A 20,085-nucleotide genomic window follows, 5' to 3' on the forward strand; every position below is an offset into this window, starting at 1 on the left:
AAGGCGGCCTGCGGCCCCCTCGGGGGGCAGCGACCCACACGCAGCGGGGGAGCGTGGGGGCCCAGGCCGGCGCCGGGCCGCCCCAAGGCGGCCTGCGGCCCCCTCGGGGGGCAGCGACCCACACGAAGTGGGGGAGCGTGGGGGCCCGTCAGTCCAGCTTGATGCCGGCGGCCTTGATGATCGGGCCCCAGCGCTGGGATTCGGCGCGCGACAGGGCCGCGAACTGCTGTGGCGTACCGGGCATCGCCTCCATGCCGAAGTCGTTGAAGCGCTTCTGCACCGCCGGCGTACTGAAGGCGCGGTTGAGGTCGCCATTGAGCCGGGCGACGATCGGCGCCGGGATGCCGGCCGGTCCGACGACTCCCTGGAAGGCGAACACTTCGGAATTCAAGACGCCGACTTCCGCCAGCGTCGGCACCTCGGGCAGCAATTTCGAGCGGCTGCCCGAGCCGATCGCCAGCACGCGCACTTTCTTGCCCTGCATGATCGACAGACCCGAAGCCAGGTCGAGGAACATCGCCGGCACTTGGCCGCCCATCACGTCGGCCATCGCCGGCGCCGCGCCACGGTACGGGATGTGGGTGATGAAGGTGCCGGTGCGGACCTTGAACATCTCCATCGCCAGGTGGTGCGGCGAGCCATTGCCGGGCGAGGCGTAGTTGACCTTGCCCGGATTGGCCTTCACGTAGGCCAGGAAGGCCTTGAAGTCCTGGGCCGGAAAGTCCGGGTGCACCACCAGCGCCAGCGGGAACTTGCCGATCGCGCCGATGTAGCTGAAGTCCTTTTCGGGGTTGAAGGGCAGCTTGCTGAACAGGTGTTCGTTGAAGGCCAGCAGCGCGTTGTCGGCCGACATGATGGTGTAGCCGTCGGGCTTGGACTTGGCGACCAGTTCGGCGCCGATGTTGGTCGAGGCGCCGGGGCGGTTGTCGATCACGATCTGCTGGCCCAGCGTCTGGCGCATGGCCTCGGCCAGGGTGCGCGCGATGACGTCGGTGCCGCCGCCGGCCGGATACGGCACCACCCACTTGATCAGCTGGTCGGGATAGGCGCCCTGGGCGCGCGCCCACGGTGCTGCAGCGGCGGCCGCGGTGGCAGCGAGGGTGGTGAGCAGGGTTCTGCGATCCATCGAAAAGTCTCCTGGTTTTGAGTGTTCTGGAATGTAAGGGCTCCGACCACGAAGTGACGAGCGTGGGGGCCTCTCAGACCGCCGCCGGGCCGCCCCAAGGCGGTCTGCGCCCCCTCGGGGGGCAGCGAGGACACGCAGTGCCGAGCGTGGGGGCCCGTCACACCGACAGCGAAGGCAGCGGCAAGCCGTCGAGCGCCTGCGCGAGCGCGACGCGGCAGCGGGCTTCGTCACCGACCTGCTCGAACAGCAGCAGTGCGAGCCGGGCGAGGAACAGCGATTCTCGCTCGGGGCCGGCCTCGCTGATGGCACGCGCGCATTCGGCATAGACGCGGTCGCGCGCCTCGGATGGCAGGGCAGTCATGCGGTCTCCTTGGGGGTCAGGGATGCGGCGCGCGCCAGGGCCCGGCGCAGCGCACCCGACGGCGGCCGGCGCCAGCGCGCGGCCACATGGCCGTCGGGACGCAGCAGGTAGACGGCGCCCTGCTGCGCACCGAGCGCCGCGAACACCTGCGGCTCGGCATCGCCCGGCGACAGTTCGCACAGCGCGACCGGCAGCGGGCCCGACTGCGCCTGCTCGAGTTCGGCACGCAGCCCGTCGTCGGCCTGCGGGAGGTTCAGCAGCAGCACGGTGAAGGCCGGGCCGATCCGGCTCGTGAGATGGAGGCCGTTGACCAGCGCCTGCTCAGTCATCGCCTCGCCGGGGCACGGGCCGGCCGCCAGGTCGTCGCCCTCGCTCGACAGCGCCGATCCCGCATAGCCCACGGCCTGCGTCTGGCGCGGGTTGATCAGGTTCGCGATGCCGCGGTGCGCGCCCGACAGCGACAGCGCGGCCTCGCGCAGCAGGTCGAAGCCGCGCGAGGGCGGCGACATGAACTCGGTGCTGCGCATCGCGTTCTCGGCGTTGATGGCGAAGGCCGCGATGCGCTCCTGCGAATAGCTGTCGAGCAGCGATGGGGCGGACACGCCGCGGGCCACCAGCGCCAGCTTCCAGGCCAGGTTGTCGGCATCGTCGAAGCCCGAGTTGAGGCCGCGCACGCCGAAGATCGGCATCGCATGCGCGGCGTTGCCGGCGAACAGCACGCGGCCGTGGCGGTAGCGCTCGAGCGTCATCGCACCGGCGCGGTAGACCGAGGTCCACACCGTGTGCCAGGGCAGGTGGCCTTCGCCGATGGCATCGAGATGCCGTTGCACGAACGCCTGCACCGCCGCAGGCTGCAGTGCCTCCTCGGTGCTCTGGCCGGCGCGCAGCTGGTAGTCGATGCGCCAGATGTCGTCGGGCTGCTTGTGCATCAGCACGGTCGAGCCCGGGTTCCACGGCGGGTCGAACCAGGCGCGGCGCTCGGTCGGATGCGTGCTGTGCAGCTCGATGTCGATGATCACGTAGCGGCCTTCGTAGCCGGTGCCCACCAGTTCGAGGCCGAGCGACTTGCGCACGAAGCTCTGGCCGCCGTCGCAGGCTGCCAGCCACTCGCCGCGCAGCGCGTAGTCGCCGAGCGCGTTGCGGGCCGCGAGCACTAGGCCGTCCGCATCTTCCACGAAGCCGGTGAGCTCGGTGCCCCAGCGGATGTCGATCAGCCCGGGCGTGGACGCGTTGCGGCGGACGATCTCGTCCAGCAGGTACTGCTCGATGTAGTACTGCTCGAGGTTGATCATCGGCGGCAGCTTCTGCCGCTCGTCGTGCGGCATCTCGAAGCGGAACACCTCCTCGGTCTTGTAGAAGCTGCGGCCGCCGGTCCAGGGCAGGCCCTTGGCCAGGAAGGCCGGCAGCGCGCCGAGGCGCTCGACGATCTCCAGGCTGCGGCGCGAGATGCAGGCCGCGCGGCTGCCGACGCAGACCGTGTCGTCGGCCTCCAGGATCACGCTGCGCACGCCGTGGTTCGCGAGCCCCAGCGCGAGCGACATGCCGACCGGCCCGCCGCCGGCGATCACGACCGCATGACGGCCGGGCTCGACGCCTTGCTCCAGCGGCGGCAGCCCGGGCGCGAAGCGCGTGTAGTGGAAGGCGCCGACCGAGGGCGGCAGCTCGGCGGCCAGCGGCGGCAGCGGGCCGGTGGCGGCGTCGCCGGCCCGGGCGGCAGGGGAAATCACGGCAGCGGTGTTCATGGAAGGGGATTGTCCGGATGCGCCGGCAACGGCTGTGTCATAACTTCGTACGAAGTGATTACCCTTGAATTGAAATGAAACGCTGGCCCGTTCGTGCCAACAGCGGGGCCCTGGCGGCGCCGGTCGTCAGCAGCGTGCTGGCCGGGATCGGCACGGCGCATCTGGCCGCGAGCTACCTGGCGGCCATGCACGAGGTGCTGCCGGTGACCTTCTGCACCGTGTTCGCAGCCGGCGCCAACGGCCGCATCGAAACCATCTCGGCGGCCAGCAGCTATGGCCATACGGCGGAACGCACCGCCGAACGCTATGTCGCCGAGCGATTCGACCGGCTCGATCCGCACATGGCCTGGCTGGCCGGCCGCAAGCTGCCGAAGCGTCCGCAACTCTGGCTCGGCCACCATCGCGCCGAAGAGGTCGAAGACCCGGCCTACCGGGCCGCCTGCTACGGCGATGTCGGCATTCGCGAGCGCGCCTCGGTGCTGTCGCTGCTGCCGAGCGGCCAGCGCGCCGCGGTGAGCTTCTACCGCAGCCTGGCCCAGCCCGACTTCGGGCTGGCGGATTTCGCGCTGCTCGAAACCCACGCCGCGCTGCTGGCCGACGCCACCGCCGCCCACGGCCGCAGCGCAGTCGCTGCCCGCGAGGCGGCGGAACCGGCGCTGGCCTCGCGCCTGCTGGGGCTGAGCCTGCGCGAACGCGAGGTGGTCGGCCACCTGCTGGCCGGCAAGACCGCCAAGGAGGCGGCGCGCGAGATCGGCATCGCGCTGACGACAGTGCGCACGCACCAGTACCGGGCGTTCCGCCGGCTGGGGATACGGGGTTTGAAGGAACTGTTGCGCGGGGTACCGGGCTGAGCGCCGGCTACCTTGCCGCCGCCGGCGCCACCACTTCCTGGTCGATCGCGCCGAACACCGACTGGCCGTCGGGGTCCTTCATCTCGATGCGGATGGTGTCGCCGTACTTCATGAACTCGGTGCTGGGCTGGCCGTCCTGGATGGTCTCGATGCAGCGTTTCTCGGCGATGCAGCTGTAGCCCTTGGGCCATTCCATGCGGCCCTTCTTCTCGACGCCCTTGTTGCTCACGGTGCCGCTGCCCACGATGGTGCCGGCGCGCACGTTGCGGGTCTTGGCGATGTGCGCGATCAGCTCGCCGAAGTGGAAGGTCATTTCCTCGCCGGCGTCGCACATCCCGACCTTGCGGCCGTTCCAGGTGCTCTGCAGCTGCAGGTGCACGCGGCCGCCCAGCCAGGCCTCGCCGAGTTCGCCCGGCGTCACCGCCACCGGGCTGAAGCCGGTCGCCGGCTTGCTCTGGAAAAAGCCGAAGCCCTTGGCCAGCTCGGCCGGGATCAGGTTGCGCAGGCTGACGTCGTTGGCCAGCATCACGAGCCGGATGCCGTCGAGCGCCTGGGCCGGCGTGGCGCCCATCCTGACGTCGCCGGTGACCACCGCGATCTCGGCCTCGAAGTCGATGCCGAAGGCCTCGCTGGCGACGACCACCGGATCGCAGGGGCCGATGAAGTCGTCGCTGCCGCCCTGGTACATCAGCGGGTCGGTGTAGAAGCTCTCGGGCACCTCGGCATTGCGCGCCTTGCGCACCAGCTCGACATGGTTCAGGTAGGCCGAGCCGTCGGCCCACTGGTAGGCGCGCGGCAGCGGCGCCATGCATTGCGCCGGATCGAAGGGGAAGGCGTGGCGGGCCCGGCCGGCATTCAGCGCATCGTAGAGATCCTGCAGCTGCGGGCTCATGAAGCCCCAGTCGTCGAGCACCTGCTGCATGCGGCTGGCGATGCCGGTGGCGTAGTGGGCGCTGGCAAGGTCGCGCGAGACGACGACGAGCTGGCCGTCGCGCGAACCGTCTTTGAGGGTGGCGAGTTTCATGGGTGGCGGCGGATGCCGGCGCGGCATCGCTACTAAACTGGTTGGACGGGCGGCAGTGTACCGAGGTGAACCTCTGGACCGGCGCCCGCTCCATTCTCGATGCCGCCCGCCACCCTGCCCGATGCCCCCGACCTTCCGCGCGCGCCCTGGCGCGGGCTGGCACTGCTCACCGCGGTCGTGGCGCTGGTGCACCTGGCGCTGCTGGAGCTGGCGCCGCCGTTCACGGGAGAGCGTCCCTCGCCGCTGGCGAACACCTTCATCACGCGCAGCATCGTGATCGCGCCGCCGCCGGCGCCGCATCCGGAGCCCGCCGCCGCGGCACCGGCGGCCAGGACGCCGCCACCGCCCAGGCCGGTGCGGCCACGGCCCGCGCCACGCCCTCGCCCCGCGGTCGAGCCGGCACCCGCGCCGGCCGTCGACCACGCGATGCCGCCTCCCGCACCGCCGCACGACCTCATCGCCCAGGCGGCGATCGATGCGGGCGACGCACCGGTGCCCGACGCAGGGGGCGCCGGGCAGGCACCCGGCGCCTCGGGCGTATCCGGCGACTCGACGCCGAACGCCGGGGCCGGCGGCGGCGACACCGCGGGCAGCATCCCGGGGCCGGCGACGCTGCAGGTTCCGGGATCGGTGCGCCTGGCCTTCGCCGCCACGGCCCAGCAAGGCGCGCAGCCGCTGCAGGGCGTGTTCGGCGAGCTGGTCTGGCTGCAGGATGGCAGCCAGTACGACCTGAGGCTGGCGTGGACCTTCCTCTTCAAGACGCTGCGCAGCCAGCACAGCAGCGGCCGCATCGGCGCGACCGGCATCGAGCCCCTGCGCTTTTCGGACACCCGCAAGACCGAGGTCGCGTCCCATTTCGACCGCGACCGGGGACAGGTCGTGTTCAGCAGCAACGCGCCCAGCGCGATGCTCCTGGCCGGTGCGCAGGACCGGCTCAGCGTGGTGCTGCAGCTCGGCGCCCTGCTGGCGGGCGATCCGGCGCACTACCCGCCGGGCGCGGTGATCGCGGTGCAGACGGTCGGCCCGCGCGACGCCGAGATCTGGACCTTCAACGTCGAAGGCGAGGAGGAGCTCGGCGTGCCGGCCGGCCAGTTCAAGGCACGCAAGCTCACGCGCAATCCGCGCGAGCCCTTCGACGACAAGATCGAGCTCTGGCTGGCGCCGGCGCTGGGCTGGCTGCCGGTGCGGATCAAGCAGACCCAGACCAACGGCGACTTCATCGACCTCCAACTGCGCAGCCAGAGCGCGTTGCGGGCGTCGAATCCGTGACAAAAACACACACGGATACAGGCGCCCGCCTACAAAGCAACGCTGGATATTGAAACTGGCGCGTTGATTGCTATCTAAACACCATGAATGCCATCGACATCCTCACAGGGCCCGATATGCAAATGCTCTACGACTCCGACTCCTTCGTCGTCGTGCACGTGCAGCCGACCGAAGGCGATGCGCCCGCGGCGCCCCACCTGCCGGTGTTGGCACGCCACGGTTTCGAGATCGTGGACAAGCGCTCGGGCAAAGAGGTCTACCTCGACGGCTCCTGGGCCGAGTTGTTCCAGCAGCAGATCGCAGCCTGGCAGCGCAACACCCCCACCCAGGAAGAGGTCGAGGACACGCTCGAAGGCTACGCCGAGTTAGCGCACACTCCGGTCCTGGTTCACTGAAGACTGCGGTCCGGCAGCACCCTCCGGGGTAGCATCGCGGGATGACGCCCCGACGCTCTCGCGCCCCCTCCTTGCCGTTGCGCCCTCTGGCGCTGGTCGTCGGCATCGCCTGGCTGGCGGCCTGCACCACCCCCGCCCCTTCCGCATCGGAAGGGCTGACCGCCGCCCGCGTCGCGGCGCAGATGCCGGCCGACGCCCTGTTGCTGGGCGAGCAGCACGACGCCGTCGAGCACCAGGCGATCGAACGCGAGACCGTGCTCGCCCTGGTCCAGAGCGGCCACCTGGCCACCCTGGCGCTGGAAATGGCCGAGGAAGGCCAGAGCACCGCCCACCTGCCGGCCGATGCGACCGAATCGCAGGTGCAAGCCGCCCTCGCCTGGAACGACAAGGGCTGGCCCTGGGCCGCCTACGGCCCGGTGGTGATGGCCGCGGTCCGCGCGGGCGTGCCGGTGATCGGGGCCAACCTGCAGCGCGCCCACATGCGGGACGCGATGGCGGATGTCTCGCTCGATGCGCAGTTGTCGAGCAGCGCACACACCGCCCAGCAAAAGGCCGTGCGCAGCGGCCACTGCAACCTCTTGCCCGAATCGCAGATCGTCCCGATGACGCGGATCCAGATCGCCCGCGACCGCGCGATGGCCCAGGCCATTGTCAAGGCCAGGACACCGGGCAAGACCGTGCTGCTGGTCAGTGGTGCCGCCCACGGCGACAAGCGGCTGGGCGTGCCCCAGCACCTGCCGACCGATGTCTCGGTGAAGGCGGTGCGGATGCAGGCCGGCGCCGCAGGCAGCGGCGCCGGGAGCTTCGATGCCGTCTGGCAGACCCCGGCCCTGCCCGAGAAGGACTACTGCGCCGACGTCAGGCGTTCTTCCTGATCGAATCCGCCAGCGTGTTGACCAGCGTGTCGATGTGCGACTTCTCGACGATGTAGGGCGGCGCGATCACGACCACGTCGCCGGCCGGGCGCACCAGCGCGCCCTTGTGATAGCAGTCCAGGAAGATGTCGTAGGCGCGCTTGCCCGGCAGGCCGGCGATCGGCGCCAGCTCGACCGCCGCGGCCAGGCCCAGGCTGCGGATGCCGATCACGTTCGGCAGCCCCTTGAAGGTGCCGTGGAAGGCATCGCCGAGCACCTTGCCCATCTCGCCGGCGCGCGGGAACAGCTGCTCCTTCTTGAACAGGTCCAGCGTCGCAATGGCCGCGGCGCAGGCCACCGGATGGCCCGAGTAGGTGTAGCCGTGGAAGAACTCGACCACGTGCTCCGGCGCCGAGGTCTTCATCATCTCGTCGTAGAGCTTGTCGCGGCAGATCACGCCGCCGAGCGGAATCACGCCGTTGGTCACGCACTTGGCGAAGTTCAGCATGTCCGGCACGACGCCGTAGTAGTCCGACGCGAAATTGGTGCCCATTCGCCCGAAGCCGGTGATGACCTCGTCGAAGATCAGCAGGATTGCGTGCTTGTCGCAGATCTCGCGCAGCTTCTGCAGGTAGCCCTTGGGCGGCAGGTACCAGCCGGCCGAACCCGCGACCGGCTCGACGATGATCGCCGCCACGTTGCTCGGGTCGTGCAGCGGCAGGATCCGCTGCTCGAGGTCGGCCAGCGGATCCTCGGCCCAGACCGGCTCCTGGTTGTGGATGTAGGCATGGTTCACCGGATCGTGGATGAAGCGCATGTGGTCCACGCGCGGCAGGAAGGCCGAGCCGAACACCTTGCGGTTGCCCGGGATGCCGCCGACCGACATGCCGCCGAAGCCGACGCCGTGGTAGCCCTTCTCGCGGCCGATGAACAGGTTGCGGTGCCCTTCGCCGCGGGCGCGGTGGTAGGCCAGCGCGACCTTCATCGAGGTGTCGGCCGCCTCGCTGCCCGAATTGCAGAACAGCACCTTGTTGAGGTCGCCGGGCGCCATCGCGGCGATTCTCTCGGCGGCGGTGAAGGCTTTGTCGTTGCTGACCTGGAAGGCGGTGGCGTAGTCGAGCGTGTCGAGCTGCTTCTTGATCGCCTCGTTGATCGGCTTTCGGTTGTGGCCCGCCCCGACGCACCACAGCGACGAGATGCCGTCGATCACCTTGCGGCCGTCGTGGGTCGTGAACTCCATGCCGTCGGCCGCCACGAAGACCCGCGGGTCTTTCTTGAACGAGCGGTTGGGCGTGAAGGGCAACCACTGGTTGTCCATGTTGAGGTCGTTGAAGGCCATGAAGTCACTCCTGCAAGTTCGGGCTGTCGGGTAAACGGGCATTTTGGCACCAGCCGCCGCCCGCTGGCGGCCCTGCGACAATGTGCGGCCTTATGAACTCCGCGTACATCCTCACCCTCTCATGCCCCGACCGCACGGGCATCGTGCATGCCGTCTCCGGCTTCCTGCTCGAGCGCGGCGGCAACATCGAAGAAGCGGCGCAGTACAACGACCACGACACCGGCCTTTTCTTCATGCGCGTGCGATTCGCCTGCGAACACGGAGAGAACATTCTGTGCGAGCAGATCGGCGCACTCGCGGCCGAATTCGGCATGCGCTGGAAACTGCACGCCGCCGCCGAACCGATGAAGACCGTGATCCTGGTCAGCAAGGAGGGTCACTGCCTGAACGACCTGCTGTTCCGCTGGAAGAGCGGCCTGCTGGCGATCGATGTCCGCGCCATCATCTCGAACCACCGCGACTTCTACCAGCTGGCCGCCAGCTACAACATCCCCTTCCACCACATCCCGGTGACCGCCGCGACCAAGGCGCAGGGCGAGGCGAAGCAGCTCGAAATCATCGAGGCCGAAGGCGCCGACCTGGTGGTGCTGGCGCGCTACATGCAGATCCTCAGCAACGACCTGTGCGGCAAGCTGGCCGGCCGCGCCATCAACATCCACCACTCGTTCCTGCCGAGCTTCAAGGGCGCCAAGCCCTACTACCAGGCGCACGACCGCGGCGTGAAGCTGATCGGCGCCACCGCCCACTACGTGACGGCCGACCTCGACGAAGGCCCGATCATCGAGCAGGATGTCGAGCGCGCCGACCACACCGACACCGTCGAGGCGCTGACCGCCCGCGGCCGCGACACCGAAAGCCAGGTGCTGGCACGGGCCGTCAAGTGGCACAGCGAGCACCGGGTGCTGCTGAACGGCCACCGCACGGTGGTCTTCAAGTAGCGCTGCCCTCATGAACGGTCTGCGCGGCATGGCCTGGCTGCTGGTGTTCCAGTCGGTCGGCGAACTGCTCTCGCGCGGCTTGTCGCTGCCGCTGCCGGGTCCGGTGCTCGGGATGATCCTGATGCTCGGGGGCCTGCGCTTCGCGGTGGTGCGCGAGCCGGTGGCCGAATGCGCCAGCTTCCTGCTCGCCCACCTGTCGCTGCTGTTCGTGCCGGTCGGCGTCGGCGTCATGACGCACCTCGCACTGCTGGGCCAGTACGGCGGGCGCATGCTGCTGGTGATCGCGCTGTCGACCTGGATCGGCCTCGCGGTGACCGCGCTGGTCCTCTATGGGCCCGACCGCCGCAAGAAGGCGTAGCCGCATGCCGCGCTTCGTCGAACTCTGGATCTACCTGTCGGCCACGCCGCTGTTCGGCCTGACCGCGACGCTGGTCGTCTACCTGCTCGCGAACGCGGCCTACACCCGGACCGGCGGCGCCCCCTGGGCCAACCCGGTGCTGTGGTCGGTGGTGCTGCTGGCCGGCGGCCTGCTGGCCACCCGCGTCGACTACCCGACCTACTTCGCCGGCGCGCAGTTCATTCATTTCCTGCTCGGGCCGGCCGTCGTGGCACTGGCCTGGCCGCTGTGGCTGCGGCGCGCCGAACTGCGGGCGCGCTTCGGCCGATTGCTGCTGGCCTCGTTGCTCGGCGGCGCGGCGGCCGGCGGTTCGGCAGTGGTGCTGGGCTGGGCCGTCGGCCTGCCGCACGATGTGGTGCTGTCGCTCGCACCCAAGTCGGTCACCGCGCCGGTGGCCATGGGCATCTCGGAAAAGATCGGCGGCATCCCGGCACTGTCGGCCGTGTTCGCGGTGCTCACGGGCATGATCGGCGCGCTGTCGGGCAAGTACCTCTTCGATGCGCTGCGCATCGGCACCGACGCCACGGGCTACGCCGCCCGCGGCTTCGGCCTCGGCACTGCGGCCCACGGCATCGGCGCCGCACGCGCGCTGCACGTCAATGCCGACGCCGGCGCCTACGCGGGGCTGGCGCTCGGCATGCAGGTCGTGCTCGCCGCCCTGCTGATGCCGCTGATCTTCAAGCTGTTCTAGGGCGTGTTCCCACTATTTCCAGGGTCGCGAAATAGCGGGAACACGCCCTGGCTGCGGTTCGGATTGTCCGGTCGGCGGCCGTAGGCGTTCGGCACGCCGTCGTGGTCACGGCTCCAGACATCGCGATGGCCGTTCCACTCGCAGTGACCAAAGGCTATTTCCGAAACACCCGCAGATCGATCGCGTCCGCCATCGCCGCGTAGCCTGCATTGCCCGGATGGAGGTGGTCGCCGCTGTCGTGCAGTGGATTCAACGCCCGCGGATCGGCCGGATCGCGCATGACCGCATCGAAGTCCACCACGGCCGCGACATTGCGGCGGCTTCGGATCCAGCGGTTCACGGCATCGCGGCGCGATTCCTTTTCCTTGCTCCAGTAGCTCGCGCCCTTGAAGGGCGGCAGCGTGCCCAGCAGCACCCGGATGCCGCGCGCCTGCGCCTGCTGGATCAGCAGTTGCAGTCCCGCGGTGATCTCATCGGCCGCCGGCTGCCCACGGATCGGTCCGGCCGCGCCTTCCGGCATGCTGAAGCCGATGTCGTTGATGCCGATCAGGACCAGGACGTGGGTCACGCCGGGACGCGACAGCGCGTCGCGCTCGAAGCGCGCGATACCCTTGAGACCCACCCCGTCGGCCAGCAGCCGGTTGCCCGAGAGCCCGGCATTGATGACCGTGACCGGCCCGTCGCCGGGCAGTGCACGCAGCCGGGCCGCCAGCCGATCGGGGTAGCGGACCGGCCGGCCGTTGTCCTCGACCGAGCCGGCGCCCTCAGTGATCGAATCGCCGAAGGCCACCACCATGCCGGCACCGGCCGCCCATGCCGGCGCGTGCGCGGCCACGGCCACGGTCAGGGCGCCGAGCAAGAGCGCGGCGCGGCGTCGGGAGAGCAGCTTCATGCGAAGCGCAGTGTACGGGCCCGGCGGCCCGGCCTTCACCAGGTGTCGACGTAGGCCTGCGCCGGCTCCCGCGGTGCCGATGCCGACGCCAACCCGCGCACCAGCCAGGCCCGCGTGTCGGCGGGATCGATGACCGCATCGATCTCGAGCGTCTGCGCCATGTGGATCGCCTCGCCGTTGGCGTACTGCTGCGCCACCAGCTTCCTGAACAGCGCATCGCGCTCGGCGCCCTCAGCGGCGGCTTCGAGTTCCTTGCGGAAGCCGAGGCGCACCGCACCCTCGAGCCCCATGGCGCCAAACTCGCCGGTCGGCCAGGCCACCGTGAACACCGGCGCGTCGAAGCCGCCGGCGGTCATGGCCTGCGCGCCGAGGCCGTAGCCCTTGCGCAGCACCACCGCGAAGTAAGGCACGCGCAGGTGCGAGGCCACCATGAACATGCGGCACACGTGGCGCACCTGCGCCTGGGCCTCGATCTCGGGGCCGACCATGAAGCCGGGCGTGTCGCACAGCGCCACCAGCGGCAGGCCGTGCGCATTGCACAGCTGCATGAAGCGTGCCGCCTTGTCCGCCGCCTCGACGTCGATCGCGCCGCCGAGGTGATGCGGATTGTTGGCCAGCAGGCCGACCGGCTTGCCCTCGATGCGCGCCAGCGCGGTCACGATGCCGGCGCCAAAGCCGGCACGCAGTTCGAGCAGCGAGCCGGTGTCGGCGACGCCGCGCATCGCGGCGCGCACGTCGTAGACGCGCAGCCGGTTCTCGGGCACCGCATGGCGCAGCGCACGCGGATCGGCGCACTGCCAGTTGCCGGTTGCGCCCTGGAAGTACGAGAGGTACTGCTTTGCCGCGGCAACCGCCTCGGCTTCATCCTTGACCAGGATGTCGATCACGCCGTTGCGCGACTGCACGCCGCTCGGGCCGATCTGCTCGGGCGCGAATGTGCCCAGGCCACCGCCTTCGATCATCGCCGGGCCGCTCATGCCGATGTTGCTGGCCTCGGTGGCGATGATGACGTCGGCGCAGCCGAGCAGCGCCGCATTGCCCGCGAAGCAGCGGCCGTGCACGATGCCGACCACCGGCACCTTGCCCGACAGCGCCGCGAACTGGCTGAAGGTGTGGTTGTTGAGTCCGGCGACGATCGGCATATCGGTATCGCCCGGCCGGCCGCCCCCACCTTCGGCGAACAGCACCACCGGCAGCCGCAGCTGGTGCGCGATGCCCAGCATGCGGTCGGTCTTGTGGTGGTTGCGCATGCCCTGCGTACCGGCCAGCACCGTGTAGTCGTAGGACATGACCACGGCACGCGACTTCTCGGGGCCGAACTGCCTCGCGTTGATGCTGCCGATGCCGGTCACCATGCCGTCGGCCGGCGTGTTGGCGATCAGGTCCTCGAGAGTACGGCGACGCGTCTGGGCGGCGATGGCGAGCGCGCCGTACTCGGTGAAGTTGTCCGGATCGTCGGCCGTCTCGCACAAGTCGGCGATGTTGGCGCGCGCGGTACGCCCGCCTTGGCGCTGGCGCTTGGCCACCGCGGCGGCGCGATTCGCGTCGAGCGTCGGCGCGTGGCGGTCGATGACCTTCTGCAGGTCGGGGCGGATCAGGTCGAGGTCGTGCGCGGCCTGCGCCTCGGCTTCGACGGCCTGGGCATCGACCGCCTCGAGCCGCACCAGCGACTGGCCCTCGACCAGGTAGTCGCCGGCAGCTGCCAGCAACGACACCACACGACCGGCGAAGGGCGCATGCAGGAGATGCTCCATCTTCATGGCCTCGAGCACGCCCAGCTGCGCACCCGCCGGCACGAGGTCGCCGACATCGACCTCGAACTGCACCAGCTTCGCGGGCATCGGCGCCTTGACCACCCGGGCATCGTCTTCGTCCGGCGGCGAAGTTGCTTCGACATGCACGTGCAGCCCGCGTACCGCCCTGGCGTTCGCCGCATCGATGTGCGTCGCGGCGGCGAGCAGGTCGGCCAGGTGCGCCTCGACGAAGCGCGTGTGCACCGCCTGCGTCGCGAACTCGGGTCGCTCTGCAATCGCACGCAACAGGGACAGATTGGTTGCGATGCCCTCGATGCGGCACTCCTCGAGCGCGCGCAGCGAGCGCCGCACCGCATCGGCGAAGCGCGGCGAGGCCGAATGGACGATCAGCTTGGCCAGCAGCGTGTCGTAGTGCGGCGACGGCGCGAGGCCCGCATAGCCGTGGGTGTCGACCCGCACGCCGGGCCCGGCGGGCAGGTCGAAGCGCGCCAGTGTGCCGCCGGACGGCCGCGCCTGGCCATCGGCATCGAGGGTCTCGGCGTTGATGCGCCACTGGACCGCGAAGCCGCGCTGCGGCGCGCTGCGATCGGCATCGACCGCGAGGTCGCCCAGCGTCTGGCCGTCGGCGATGGCGATCTGCAGCTGCACCAGGTCGAGGCCGGTGACCGCCTCGGTCACCGTGTGCTCGACCTGCAGGCGCGGATTGGCCTCGATGAAGACGAAGGGCAGTGTCGTCGAGCACTCGTCGACCAGGAATTCGAAGGTGCCCAGGCTCTGGTAGCCGACCGCGCGGGCCATGCGCAGCGCCGCCTGCGTGACCTGCAGGCGCAGCGCCTCGGGCAGCGAGGGGCTGGGCGCGATCTCGACCAGCTTCTGGAAGCGCCGCTGCAGCGTGCACTCGCGCTCGCCGAGGCTCGCCACCGCCTGCCCGTCGCCCAGCACCTGCACCTCGATGTGGCGCGCATTGCGCATCAGGCGCTCGACGTAGACGCCGTCGACGCCGAAGGCGGCCCTGGCTTCGGAGGTGCAGCGTGCATGCGCCACGGGCAGCTCGGCGGCGTTCAGCACCGCGCGCATGCCGCGGCCGCCGCCGCCGCCGATCGCCTTGACCATCACGCCCGCGCCGTCGGCCTGCTGGGCGGCGAAGAAGGCCTGCGCCTCGGCCAGCGTCACCGCGCCGGCGCTGCCCGGCATCACAGGCACCTGGCACTGCCCGGCCAGCGCCCGTGCGCGCGCCTTGTCGCCGAACAGCGCGAGCTGCGCCGGCGTCGGGCCGATGAATCGCAGGCCGGCGTCGGCGCAAGCCTGTGCGAAGTCGGCGCGCTCGCTCAGGAAGCCGTAGCCCGGATGCACCGCATCGCAGCCCTGCGCGCGAGCGATCGCGATCAGCGCGGCGCCGTCGAGGTAGGCCGAGGGGCCGGTCGCGTCGAGCGCCACCGCGGCGTCGGCCAGTTGCACGTGCAGCGCGGCGGCATCGTCCCTGGCATGGACCGCGACGCTCGCGATGCCCAGGTCGCGCAAGGCGCGCACCAGCCGCACCGCGATCTCGCCGCGGTTGGCAATCAACACTTTCTTCGGCATCGGATCAGTCTTTCAGCAGTCGGCGCAGCACCTTGCCGGCACCGGTGGTCGGCAGCGCGTCGAGGAAGCGCACGGCACGCGGCGCCTTGTAGCTCGCCATGTTGTCGCGGGCCCAGGCCATGAGTGCGTCGGCGTCGAGTTCGGCGCCCGGCTTGCGCACGATGAAGGCCTTGACCACCTCGCCCTTCGCTGCGTCGGGCTGGGCGATGACCGCGGCCTGCGCCACGGCCGGGTGCTTGATCAGGATGGTCTCGACCTCTTCGGGGAACACGCTGTAGCCCGAGACCTTGATCATCTCCTTGAAGCGGCCGATGAAGCTGAGGTAGCCGTCGGCATCGATCTTGCCCATGTCGCCGGTGTGGACCCAGCCCTCGCGCAAGGTCGCGGCGGTGGCCTCGGGCTTGTTCCAGTAGCCCTTGAACGAGCCCGGGCTGCGCAGCACGATCTCGCCGACTTCGCCGGTGGGCTTGTCCTTGCCGGTGTCGCCGTCGACGATGCGGATCGTGACGCCCGGCACCGCGATGCCCTGCGTGCCCCAGCGCGGCGCGTGGTGCGGCGTGTAGGTGTCGCAGGTGTGGGTTTCGCTCAGGCCGTAGGCGGCCTCGAAGGAGCTGCAATGCTTCGCGAAGCCGCGCCACTGCTGCGCCAGCGGCTCGGTGAAGGCGATGCCGAAGCTGGTGACCGGGTTCATGCGCAGACTGGAGAGATCGAAGCTCGCGATGTCCGGCAGCTGCATGCAGGCGACGTTCATCGGCGCGATGCTGTACCACCAGCCGACCTTGTGGCGGTCGATCGCCTGCAGGGCCGCGCGCGGGTCGAAGCGGTGCAGCAGCACCGAGGTGGCGCCGGTCAGCACCGGCACGTTGACGCCCATCAGCATGCCCGCGATGTGATAGAGCGGCGCGATCGACAGCAGCACGTCGCCGCCCGTGACGCCGTTGCAGTCGGCGGCCGCGCGGGTCTTGAAGAGCGCATTGCCGTAGCTCAGCATCGCGCCCTTGGGCAGGCCGGTGGTGCCCGAGGTGTAGGTCATCAGCGCCACGTCGTCGAGCGAGAGCGCGACCGGCGCCGGGCGCTCGCCGCTCTTCGCGACCGCGAGGAAGTCCTCGCAGCCGGCCGGCACGCCGCGCGGCTCGCGCTGCGCCGCGGCCAACTCGGCCGGCAGGTCGAGCGCGGGCGCCGCCGGCAGCAGGTCGGCGTAGTGCACCACGAACACGTGCGCGAGCGCGCTCTGCGCGCGCACCTTGTCGACCACCGGCAGCAGCGACGAGGCGGCGACGATCACGCGCGCCTGCAGGTCGTTGACCTGGTAGGCCAGCTCGTGCTCCTTGTTGAGCGGCCCGCTCGGGCAGACGATGGCGCCGATCTTCTGGATGCCGAAGTGCGCGATCAGGTACTGCGGGCAGTTGTTGAGGAACAGCACCACGGGCTCGCCCTTCTTCACGCCGATGGCCTGCAGCCGGGCCGCGAAGGCGTCGCTGGCCGCATCGAGTTCGGCATAGCTCATCGCGTGGCCGTACCAGAGGCAGGCCGGGTGCCCGCCGCGCTCGCGCGCATGGGTGCGAAGGTACTCGTGCAGCGGCTGCCGCGGACGATCGGGAAGTTCGCGAAGGGTGCTTGTCTCCATGGCGTCAGTCTCTCAGGGTTATCGATAGAACTCGGGCGCTTGCCAAGCGCAGCATGGTGCACCAAGATCCTACCCATGGGTATAACTTCGGCGACACCGCACAAACCCTCTGGGCGCGAGGATGCGCCCTCCCCGCGCAGCGACCTTCCGCAGGGCAGCGGCCGGCAGCGCGCCGCCACGGCCGGCACCGACGTCCAGCGAGAGCGCATCCTGCAGGCGGCGGCGCAGCTGTTCGCCGCGCAAGGCTACGCCAACACCACAATGGCGCAGATCGTGCGCGCGCTCGACGTCACGAAGCCCTTCGTCTACTACTACTTCCGCGACAAGCAGGAGATCTTCGAGACGCTGTCGTGGCGGCCCGCGGTCGACTGCTTCACCGCCATGGACTTCGCCGCCGGCGACGATCGCCGCGCGGTCGACAAGGTCAAGGACGGCATCGAGCGGCTCATTCGCGCGACGGTGGCTCACCACCCCTGCGCCTTCTTCGCCTACAAGGAGCCGCAGGTCTATCGGCCCGAGTACATCGCGGCGCAGAAGAAACTGGCCCATCACTTCTATGACCAGCTCTTTCCGCTGCTCGAGCAGGCCCGCAGCGACGGCGACCTCGACTTCGGCGAAACCAAGATCACCGCCTTCGCGGCGCTGAGCCTGCCGGGCTTCCTCTACAGCTGGTACCGGCCAGACGGCCGGCTCACGCCCGACGAGGTGGTGGCCGAGCTCAGCAAGCTGGCCTGGCGGGTGCTCGGGCTGCGCGAGCGCACGGCCTGCGCCGCGCCACTCTTCTTTCCCCAAGAACCGGAGACTCCATGACCTTCCCCTGCCCGCTTGCGCCCCTCGCGGCCGCCGCCCTGCTCGCCGCCGGCGCCGCCCATGCCCAGCAGACCTACAAGATCGCCTACATCGATCCCCTGTCCGGCCCCTTCGCCAACGTCGGCGAGTTGATGCTCACGCACACGCAATATGCGATCGAGGACATCAACGCCAAGGGCGGCGTGCTCGGCGGCACCCAGCTGCAGCTGCTGCAGTTCGACAGCAAGCTGTCGGCGCAGGAGAGCCAGAGCGCGCTGCAGGCGGCCATCGACCAGGGTGCGCGCGCCATCGTCACCGGCGGCTCGGGCTCCTCGGTGGTCAGCGCACTGGTGCAGGCGGTCAACCGCTGGAACCAGCGCAATCCGGGCAAGGAGCTGCTGGTGCTGAACCATTCGTCGATCGACCCCGACCTGACCGGCAAGTCCTGCAGCTTCTGGCACTTCCAGACCGACGCGAACACGGCGATGAAGATGAAGGCGATCGCCAACACGATCAAGAAGACGCCCGAGGTCAAGAAGGTCTACCTGCTGAACCAGGACTACGCGCACGGCAAGCAATGGGCCAGCTACGGCCGCCAGCTGGTCGGCCTGGCGCGGCCCGACATCCAGTTCGTCGGCGAGACGCTGCACCCGATCGGCAAGGTGAAGGACTTCGCGCCCTACCTCGCCAACATCAAGCAGTCGGGCGCCGATTCGGTGATCACCGGCAACTGGGGCCAGGACATGACGCTGCTGCTCAAGGCCGCAGGCGATGCCGGCTACGACCTGCACTACTACAACCACAGCGCCGGCTCGGTGCCGGGCACGGTGCTGGCGGTGTCGCAGGCCAGGCTGGGCCGGCTGACCTGGGTCGCTGAATGGCATCCCGGCCAGGCCGATTCGCCCAAGGTCGATGCGCTCGCCAGAAGCTACAAGGCCAAGACCGGCAAGGACTTCCTGGCGCCCCGCATCGAGATGACGCCGCGCCTGCTGGCCGCCGCGATCAACAAGGCCGGCAGCACCGACACCACCAGGGTGGCGCTGGCCATGGAAGACCTGAGCTTCGACTCGGTGGTCGGCCCGGTGCGCATGCGCGCCGACGACCACCAGCTGCTGCTGCCGCAGGTGGTCAACACGATCGCGCCGGTCGACGGCAAGGCGGTCAAGGTCGGCTGGGAAGGCACCCAGTACGGTTTCCGCACCGATGCGATCTACACCGGCAACGAGCTGGCGCAAGGAACGGACTGCAAGATGCCCCGCCCCTAGATGTTGCTCGCCCCCAGGTTGGGCTCACTTCGTGTCGCCCGCCCACCCCCTGCCGAGGGCAACACCAGCGGCCCGGCAAAGCCGGTTCCGCGGTAGCGCTGTTGCTCGCCCCCAGGTTGCCCCGCACTTCGTGTCGGGGCGCCCACCCCCTGCCGGGGGCAACACCAGCGGCCCGGCGAAGCCGGTTCCGCGGTGTTCCTGGAATTCGTTCGGATTGCTCTTTGTCATGGGCGTGCGCTACCGTAGCGGCTGTTCCGTGCAACAGGAGACCCGCGCATGACCCGCACCCTTCGACTGATCGGCGCACCGACCGACATCGGCGCCAGCACCCGCGGCGCCGGCATGGGGCCCGACGCGCTGCGGGTGGCCGGGATCGCCAACACGCTGGCCGGTCTCGGCTTCGAGGTGATCGACGGCGGCAACCTGGCCGGTCCGGGCACGCCGTGGGAGGCGCCGGCCGAAGGGCTGCACCACCTCCCCGAGGTGATCGCATGGAACCGCCTGGTCTACGACGCGGTCGACCAGACGCTGGAAGCCAGGCAACTCCCCGTGCTGCTGGGCGGCGACCACTGCATCGCGGTCGGCTCCATCAGCGCGATCGCCCGGCACGTGCGCCAGCGGCGGCAGAAACTGCGCGTGCTGTGGCTCGACGCCCATACCGACGTCAACACCGAGACCACCAGCCCGAGCGGCAACCTGCACGGCATGCCGGTGTCCTGCCTGCTCGGCCACGGGCCGGCGGCGCTCAGCGGATGGAGCGGCGAGCCGGCGGCGCTGGCGCACGACGCGATCCGCTTCCTGGGCATCCGCAGCGTCGATGCCGAGGAGAAATCGGCGATCCGGGCGCTCGGCCTCGGTGTCTTCGACATGCGCCACATCGACGAGCACGGCATGCGCACCACGATGACCGAGGCGCTGCAGGACGTCGATGACGACACCCACCTGCACGTGAGCTTCGACCTCGACTGCCTCGATCCGGACTACGCCCCGGGCGTCGGCACCGGCGTGCGCGGCGGCCCGACCTGGCGCGAGATGCAACTCTGCATGGAAATGGTCGCCGACACCGGACGGCTCGGTTCGCTCGACGTGGTGGAGCTGAATCCGGCGCTGGACGTGCGCAACCGGACGGCCGAGATCGCGGTCGAGCTGATCGAAAGCCTGTTCGGCAAGTCGACCCTGGCGCGTTGACG

General features: G+C 69.9%; 18 protein-coding genes. 10 read left to right on the forward strand and 8 right to left on the reverse strand.

Annotation, left to right across the window (positions count from 1 at the left end; genetic code table 11):
* Positions 1-148 precede the first annotated feature (148 nt).
* The 3 genes from AC1DYD_RS23305 to AC1DYD_RS23315 all read right to left on the reverse strand — a co-directional run bounded on the left by AC1DYD_RS23305 (position 149) and on the right by AC1DYD_RS23315 (position 3,229).
* Positions 149-1,126 carry a Bug family tripartite tricarboxylate transporter substrate binding protein gene (locus AC1DYD_RS23305; RefSeq protein WP_478175125.1) on the reverse strand — a complete coding sequence of 326 codons (978 nt, stop codon included), beginning with the start codon at positions 1,124-1,126 and terminating at the stop codon, positions 149-151.
* A 157-nt stretch (positions 1,127-1,283) separates the two neighbouring features.
* Positions 1,284-1,487, reverse strand: a complete 204-nt coding sequence (locus AC1DYD_RS23310) for a hypothetical protein (RefSeq protein WP_478175126.1) — start codon at positions 1,485-1,487, stop codon at positions 1,284-1,286.
* Positions 1,484-3,229 carry an FAD-dependent monooxygenase gene (locus tag AC1DYD_RS23315; protein ID WP_478175127.1) on the reverse strand — a complete coding sequence of 582 codons (1,746 nt, stop codon included), beginning with the start codon at positions 3,227-3,229 and terminating at the stop codon, positions 1,484-1,486. The genes AC1DYD_RS23310 and AC1DYD_RS23315 overlap by 4 nt, the downstream gene beginning before the upstream one ends.
* 74 nt (positions 3,230-3,303) lie before the next feature.
* On the opposite strand from AC1DYD_RS23315, the gene AC1DYD_RS23320 reads away from it, so the two are divergent.
* Entirely contained in the window at positions 3,304-4,080 is a 777-nt protein-coding gene (locus tag AC1DYD_RS23320) for a LuxR C-terminal-related transcriptional regulator (protein WP_478175128.1), read from the forward strand.
* A gap of 7 nt (positions 4,081-4,087) precedes the next feature.
* On the opposite strand, the gene AC1DYD_RS23325 is transcribed toward AC1DYD_RS23320, so the two are convergent.
* Positions 4,088-5,104 carry a fumarylacetoacetate hydrolase family protein gene (locus tag AC1DYD_RS23325; protein ID WP_478175129.1) on the reverse strand — a complete coding sequence of 339 codons (1,017 nt, stop codon included), beginning with the start codon at positions 5,102-5,104 and terminating at the stop codon, positions 4,088-4,090.
* A gap of 99 nt (positions 5,105-5,203) precedes the next feature.
* On the opposite strand from AC1DYD_RS23325, the gene AC1DYD_RS23330 reads away from it, so the two are divergent.
* The 3 genes from AC1DYD_RS23330 to AC1DYD_RS23340 all read left to right on the forward strand — a co-directional run bounded on the left by AC1DYD_RS23330 (position 5,204) and on the right by AC1DYD_RS23340 (position 7,643).
* A complete protein-coding gene (locus AC1DYD_RS23330) occupies positions 5,204-6,373 on the forward strand; it encodes a DUF3108 domain-containing protein (RefSeq protein ID WP_478175130.1) in 1,170 nt (389 codons plus the stop codon).
* A 116-nt stretch (positions 6,374-6,489) separates the two neighbouring features.
* Positions 6,490-6,768 (forward strand): BTH_I0359 family protein, encoded by a 279-nt coding sequence (locus AC1DYD_RS23335; protein WP_478175215.1) that lies wholly within the window; start codon positions 6,490-6,492, stop codon positions 6,766-6,768.
* Positions 6,769-6,809: 41 nt separating this feature from the next.
* The gene (locus AC1DYD_RS23340; RefSeq protein WP_478175131.1) at positions 6,810-7,643 is read left to right on the forward strand and encodes a ChaN family lipoprotein; all 834 of its coding nucleotides are present in this window, start codon (positions 6,810-6,812) and stop codon (positions 7,641-7,643) included.
* On the opposite strand, the gene aptA is transcribed toward AC1DYD_RS23340, so the two are convergent.
* Positions 7,627-8,961 carry an omega-aminotransferase AptA gene (gene aptA / locus AC1DYD_RS23345; RefSeq protein WP_478175132.1) on the reverse strand — a complete coding sequence of 445 codons (1,335 nt, stop codon included), beginning with the start codon at positions 8,959-8,961 and terminating at the stop codon, positions 7,627-7,629. The two genes, AC1DYD_RS23340 and aptA, sit on opposite strands and share 17 nt — an antisense overlap.
* 92 nt (positions 8,962-9,053) lie before the next feature.
* Here aptA and purU point away from each other — a divergent pair, with 92 nt between their 5' ends.
* From purU to AC1DYD_RS23360, 3 genes are read left to right on the forward strand one after another with little or no spacing between them, the layout of a single operon-like run.
* On the forward strand, positions 9,054-9,899 hold the full coding sequence (purU, locus tag AC1DYD_RS23350) for a formyltetrahydrofolate deformylase (protein ID WP_478175133.1): 846 nt from the start codon (positions 9,054-9,056) through the stop codon (positions 9,897-9,899).
* Between the two features lie 10 nt (positions 9,900-9,909).
* Positions 9,910-10,257 carry a CidA/LrgA family protein gene (locus tag AC1DYD_RS23355; RefSeq protein WP_478175134.1) on the forward strand — a complete coding sequence of 116 codons (348 nt, stop codon included), beginning with the start codon at positions 9,910-9,912 and terminating at the stop codon, positions 10,255-10,257.
* Between the two features lie 4 nt (positions 10,258-10,261).
* On the forward strand, positions 10,262-10,987 hold the full coding sequence (locus tag AC1DYD_RS23360; protein ID WP_478175135.1) for an LrgB family protein: 726 nt from the start codon (positions 10,262-10,264) through the stop codon (positions 10,985-10,987).
* Positions 10,988-11,141: 154 nt separating this feature from the next.
* On the opposite strand, the gene AC1DYD_RS23365 is transcribed toward AC1DYD_RS23360, so the two are convergent.
* Genes AC1DYD_RS23365 through AC1DYD_RS23375 form a run of 3 tightly spaced genes read right to left on the reverse strand, consistent with a single transcriptional unit; the run spans position 11,142 to position 16,841 of the window.
* Positions 11,142-11,879 carry an SGNH/GDSL hydrolase family protein gene (locus AC1DYD_RS23365; RefSeq protein WP_478175136.1) on the reverse strand — a complete coding sequence of 246 codons (738 nt, stop codon included), beginning with the start codon at positions 11,877-11,879 and terminating at the stop codon, positions 11,142-11,144.
* 35 nt (positions 11,880-11,914) lie between these two features.
* Positions 11,915-15,214, reverse strand: coding sequence for an acetyl-CoA carboxylase family protein (locus AC1DYD_RS23370; RefSeq protein WP_478175137.1), 3,300 nt, complete (start codon positions 15,212-15,214; stop codon positions 11,915-11,917).
* Between the two features lie 4 nt (positions 15,215-15,218).
* Positions 15,219-16,841: an AMP-binding protein gene (locus tag AC1DYD_RS23375; RefSeq protein WP_478175138.1), complete on the reverse strand. Its 1,623-nt coding sequence runs from the start codon at positions 16,839-16,841 to the stop codon at positions 15,219-15,221.
* Positions 16,842-16,916: 75 nt separating this feature from the next.
* On the opposite strand from AC1DYD_RS23375, the gene AC1DYD_RS23380 reads away from it, so the two are divergent.
* The 3 genes from AC1DYD_RS23380 to rocF all read left to right on the forward strand — a co-directional run bounded on the left by AC1DYD_RS23380 (position 16,917) and on the right by rocF (position 20,083).
* Complete coding sequence (locus AC1DYD_RS23380; protein WP_478175139.1) at positions 16,917-17,651, forward strand: TetR/AcrR family transcriptional regulator; 735 nt, start codon at positions 16,917-16,919, stop codon at positions 17,649-17,651.
* A complete protein-coding gene (locus tag AC1DYD_RS23385) occupies positions 17,648-18,895 on the forward strand; it encodes a branched-chain amino acid ABC transporter substrate-binding protein (RefSeq protein WP_478175140.1) in 1,248 nt (415 codons plus the stop codon). The genes AC1DYD_RS23380 and AC1DYD_RS23385 overlap by 4 nt, the downstream gene beginning before the upstream one ends.
* A gap of 276 nt (positions 18,896-19,171) precedes the next feature.
* A complete protein-coding gene (gene rocF / locus AC1DYD_RS23390) occupies positions 19,172-20,083 on the forward strand; it encodes an arginase (protein WP_478175141.1) in 912 nt (303 codons plus the stop codon).
* Positions 20,084-20,085 lie beyond the last annotated feature (2 nt).

It is taken from the genome of Variovorax sp. P4_B11 (assembly GCF_056402355.1).

What these genes read in the sequence shown, in the direction of transcription:
- AC1DYD_RS23305 (WP_478175125.1), bottom strand. Translation starts at nt 1,126, where the DNA reads ATGGATCGCAGAACCCTGCTCACCACCCTCGCTGCCACCGCGGCCGCC.
- AC1DYD_RS23310 (WP_478175126.1), bottom strand. Translation starts at nt 1,487, where the DNA reads ATGACTGCCCTGCCATCCGAGGCGCGCGACCGCGTCTATGCCGAATGC.
- AC1DYD_RS23315 (WP_478175127.1), bottom strand. Translation starts at nt 3,229, where the DNA reads ATGAACACCGCTGCCGTGATTTCCCCTGCCGCCCGGGCCGGCGACGCC.
- AC1DYD_RS23320 (WP_478175128.1), top strand. Translation starts at nt 3,304, where the DNA reads ATGAAACGCTGGCCCGTTCGTGCCAACAGCGGGGCCCTGGCGGCGCCG.
- AC1DYD_RS23325 (WP_478175129.1), bottom strand. Translation starts at nt 5,104, where the DNA reads ATGAAACTCGCCACCCTCAAAGACGGTTCGCGCGACGGCCAGCTCGTC.
- AC1DYD_RS23330 (WP_478175130.1), top strand. Translation starts at nt 5,204, where the DNA reads ATGCCGCCCGCCACCCTGCCCGATGCCCCCGACCTTCCGCGCGCGCCC.
- AC1DYD_RS23335 (WP_478175215.1), top strand. Translation starts at nt 6,490, where the DNA reads ATGCAAATGCTCTACGACTCCGACTCCTTCGTCGTCGTGCACGTGCAG.
- AC1DYD_RS23340 (WP_478175131.1), top strand. Translation starts at nt 6,810, where the DNA reads ATGACGCCCCGACGCTCTCGCGCCCCCTCCTTGCCGTTGCGCCCTCTG.
- aptA (WP_478175132.1), bottom strand. Translation starts at nt 8,961, where the DNA reads ATGGCCTTCAACGACCTCAACATGGACAACCAGTGGTTGCCCTTCACG.
- purU (WP_478175133.1), top strand. Translation starts at nt 9,054, where the DNA reads ATGAACTCCGCGTACATCCTCACCCTCTCATGCCCCGACCGCACGGGC.
- AC1DYD_RS23355 (WP_478175134.1), top strand. Translation starts at nt 9,910, where the DNA reads ATGAACGGTCTGCGCGGCATGGCCTGGCTGCTGGTGTTCCAGTCGGTC.
- AC1DYD_RS23360 (WP_478175135.1), top strand. Translation starts at nt 10,262, where the DNA reads ATGCCGCGCTTCGTCGAACTCTGGATCTACCTGTCGGCCACGCCGCTG.
- AC1DYD_RS23365 (WP_478175136.1), bottom strand. Translation starts at nt 11,879, where the DNA reads ATGAAGCTGCTCTCCCGACGCCGCGCCGCGCTCTTGCTCGGCGCCCTG.
- AC1DYD_RS23370 (WP_478175137.1), bottom strand. Translation starts at nt 15,214, where the DNA reads ATGCCGAAGAAAGTGTTGATTGCCAACCGCGGCGAGATCGCGGTGCGG.
- AC1DYD_RS23375 (WP_478175138.1), bottom strand. Translation starts at nt 16,841, where the DNA reads ATGGAGACAAGCACCCTTCGCGAACTTCCCGATCGTCCGCGGCAGCCG.
- AC1DYD_RS23380 (WP_478175139.1), top strand. Translation starts at nt 16,917, where the DNA reads ATGGGTATAACTTCGGCGACACCGCACAAACCCTCTGGGCGCGAGGAT.
- AC1DYD_RS23385 (WP_478175140.1), top strand. Translation starts at nt 17,648, where the DNA reads ATGACCTTCCCCTGCCCGCTTGCGCCCCTCGCGGCCGCCGCCCTGCTC.
- rocF (WP_478175141.1), top strand. Translation starts at nt 19,172, where the DNA reads ATGACCCGCACCCTTCGACTGATCGGCGCACCGACCGACATCGGCGCC.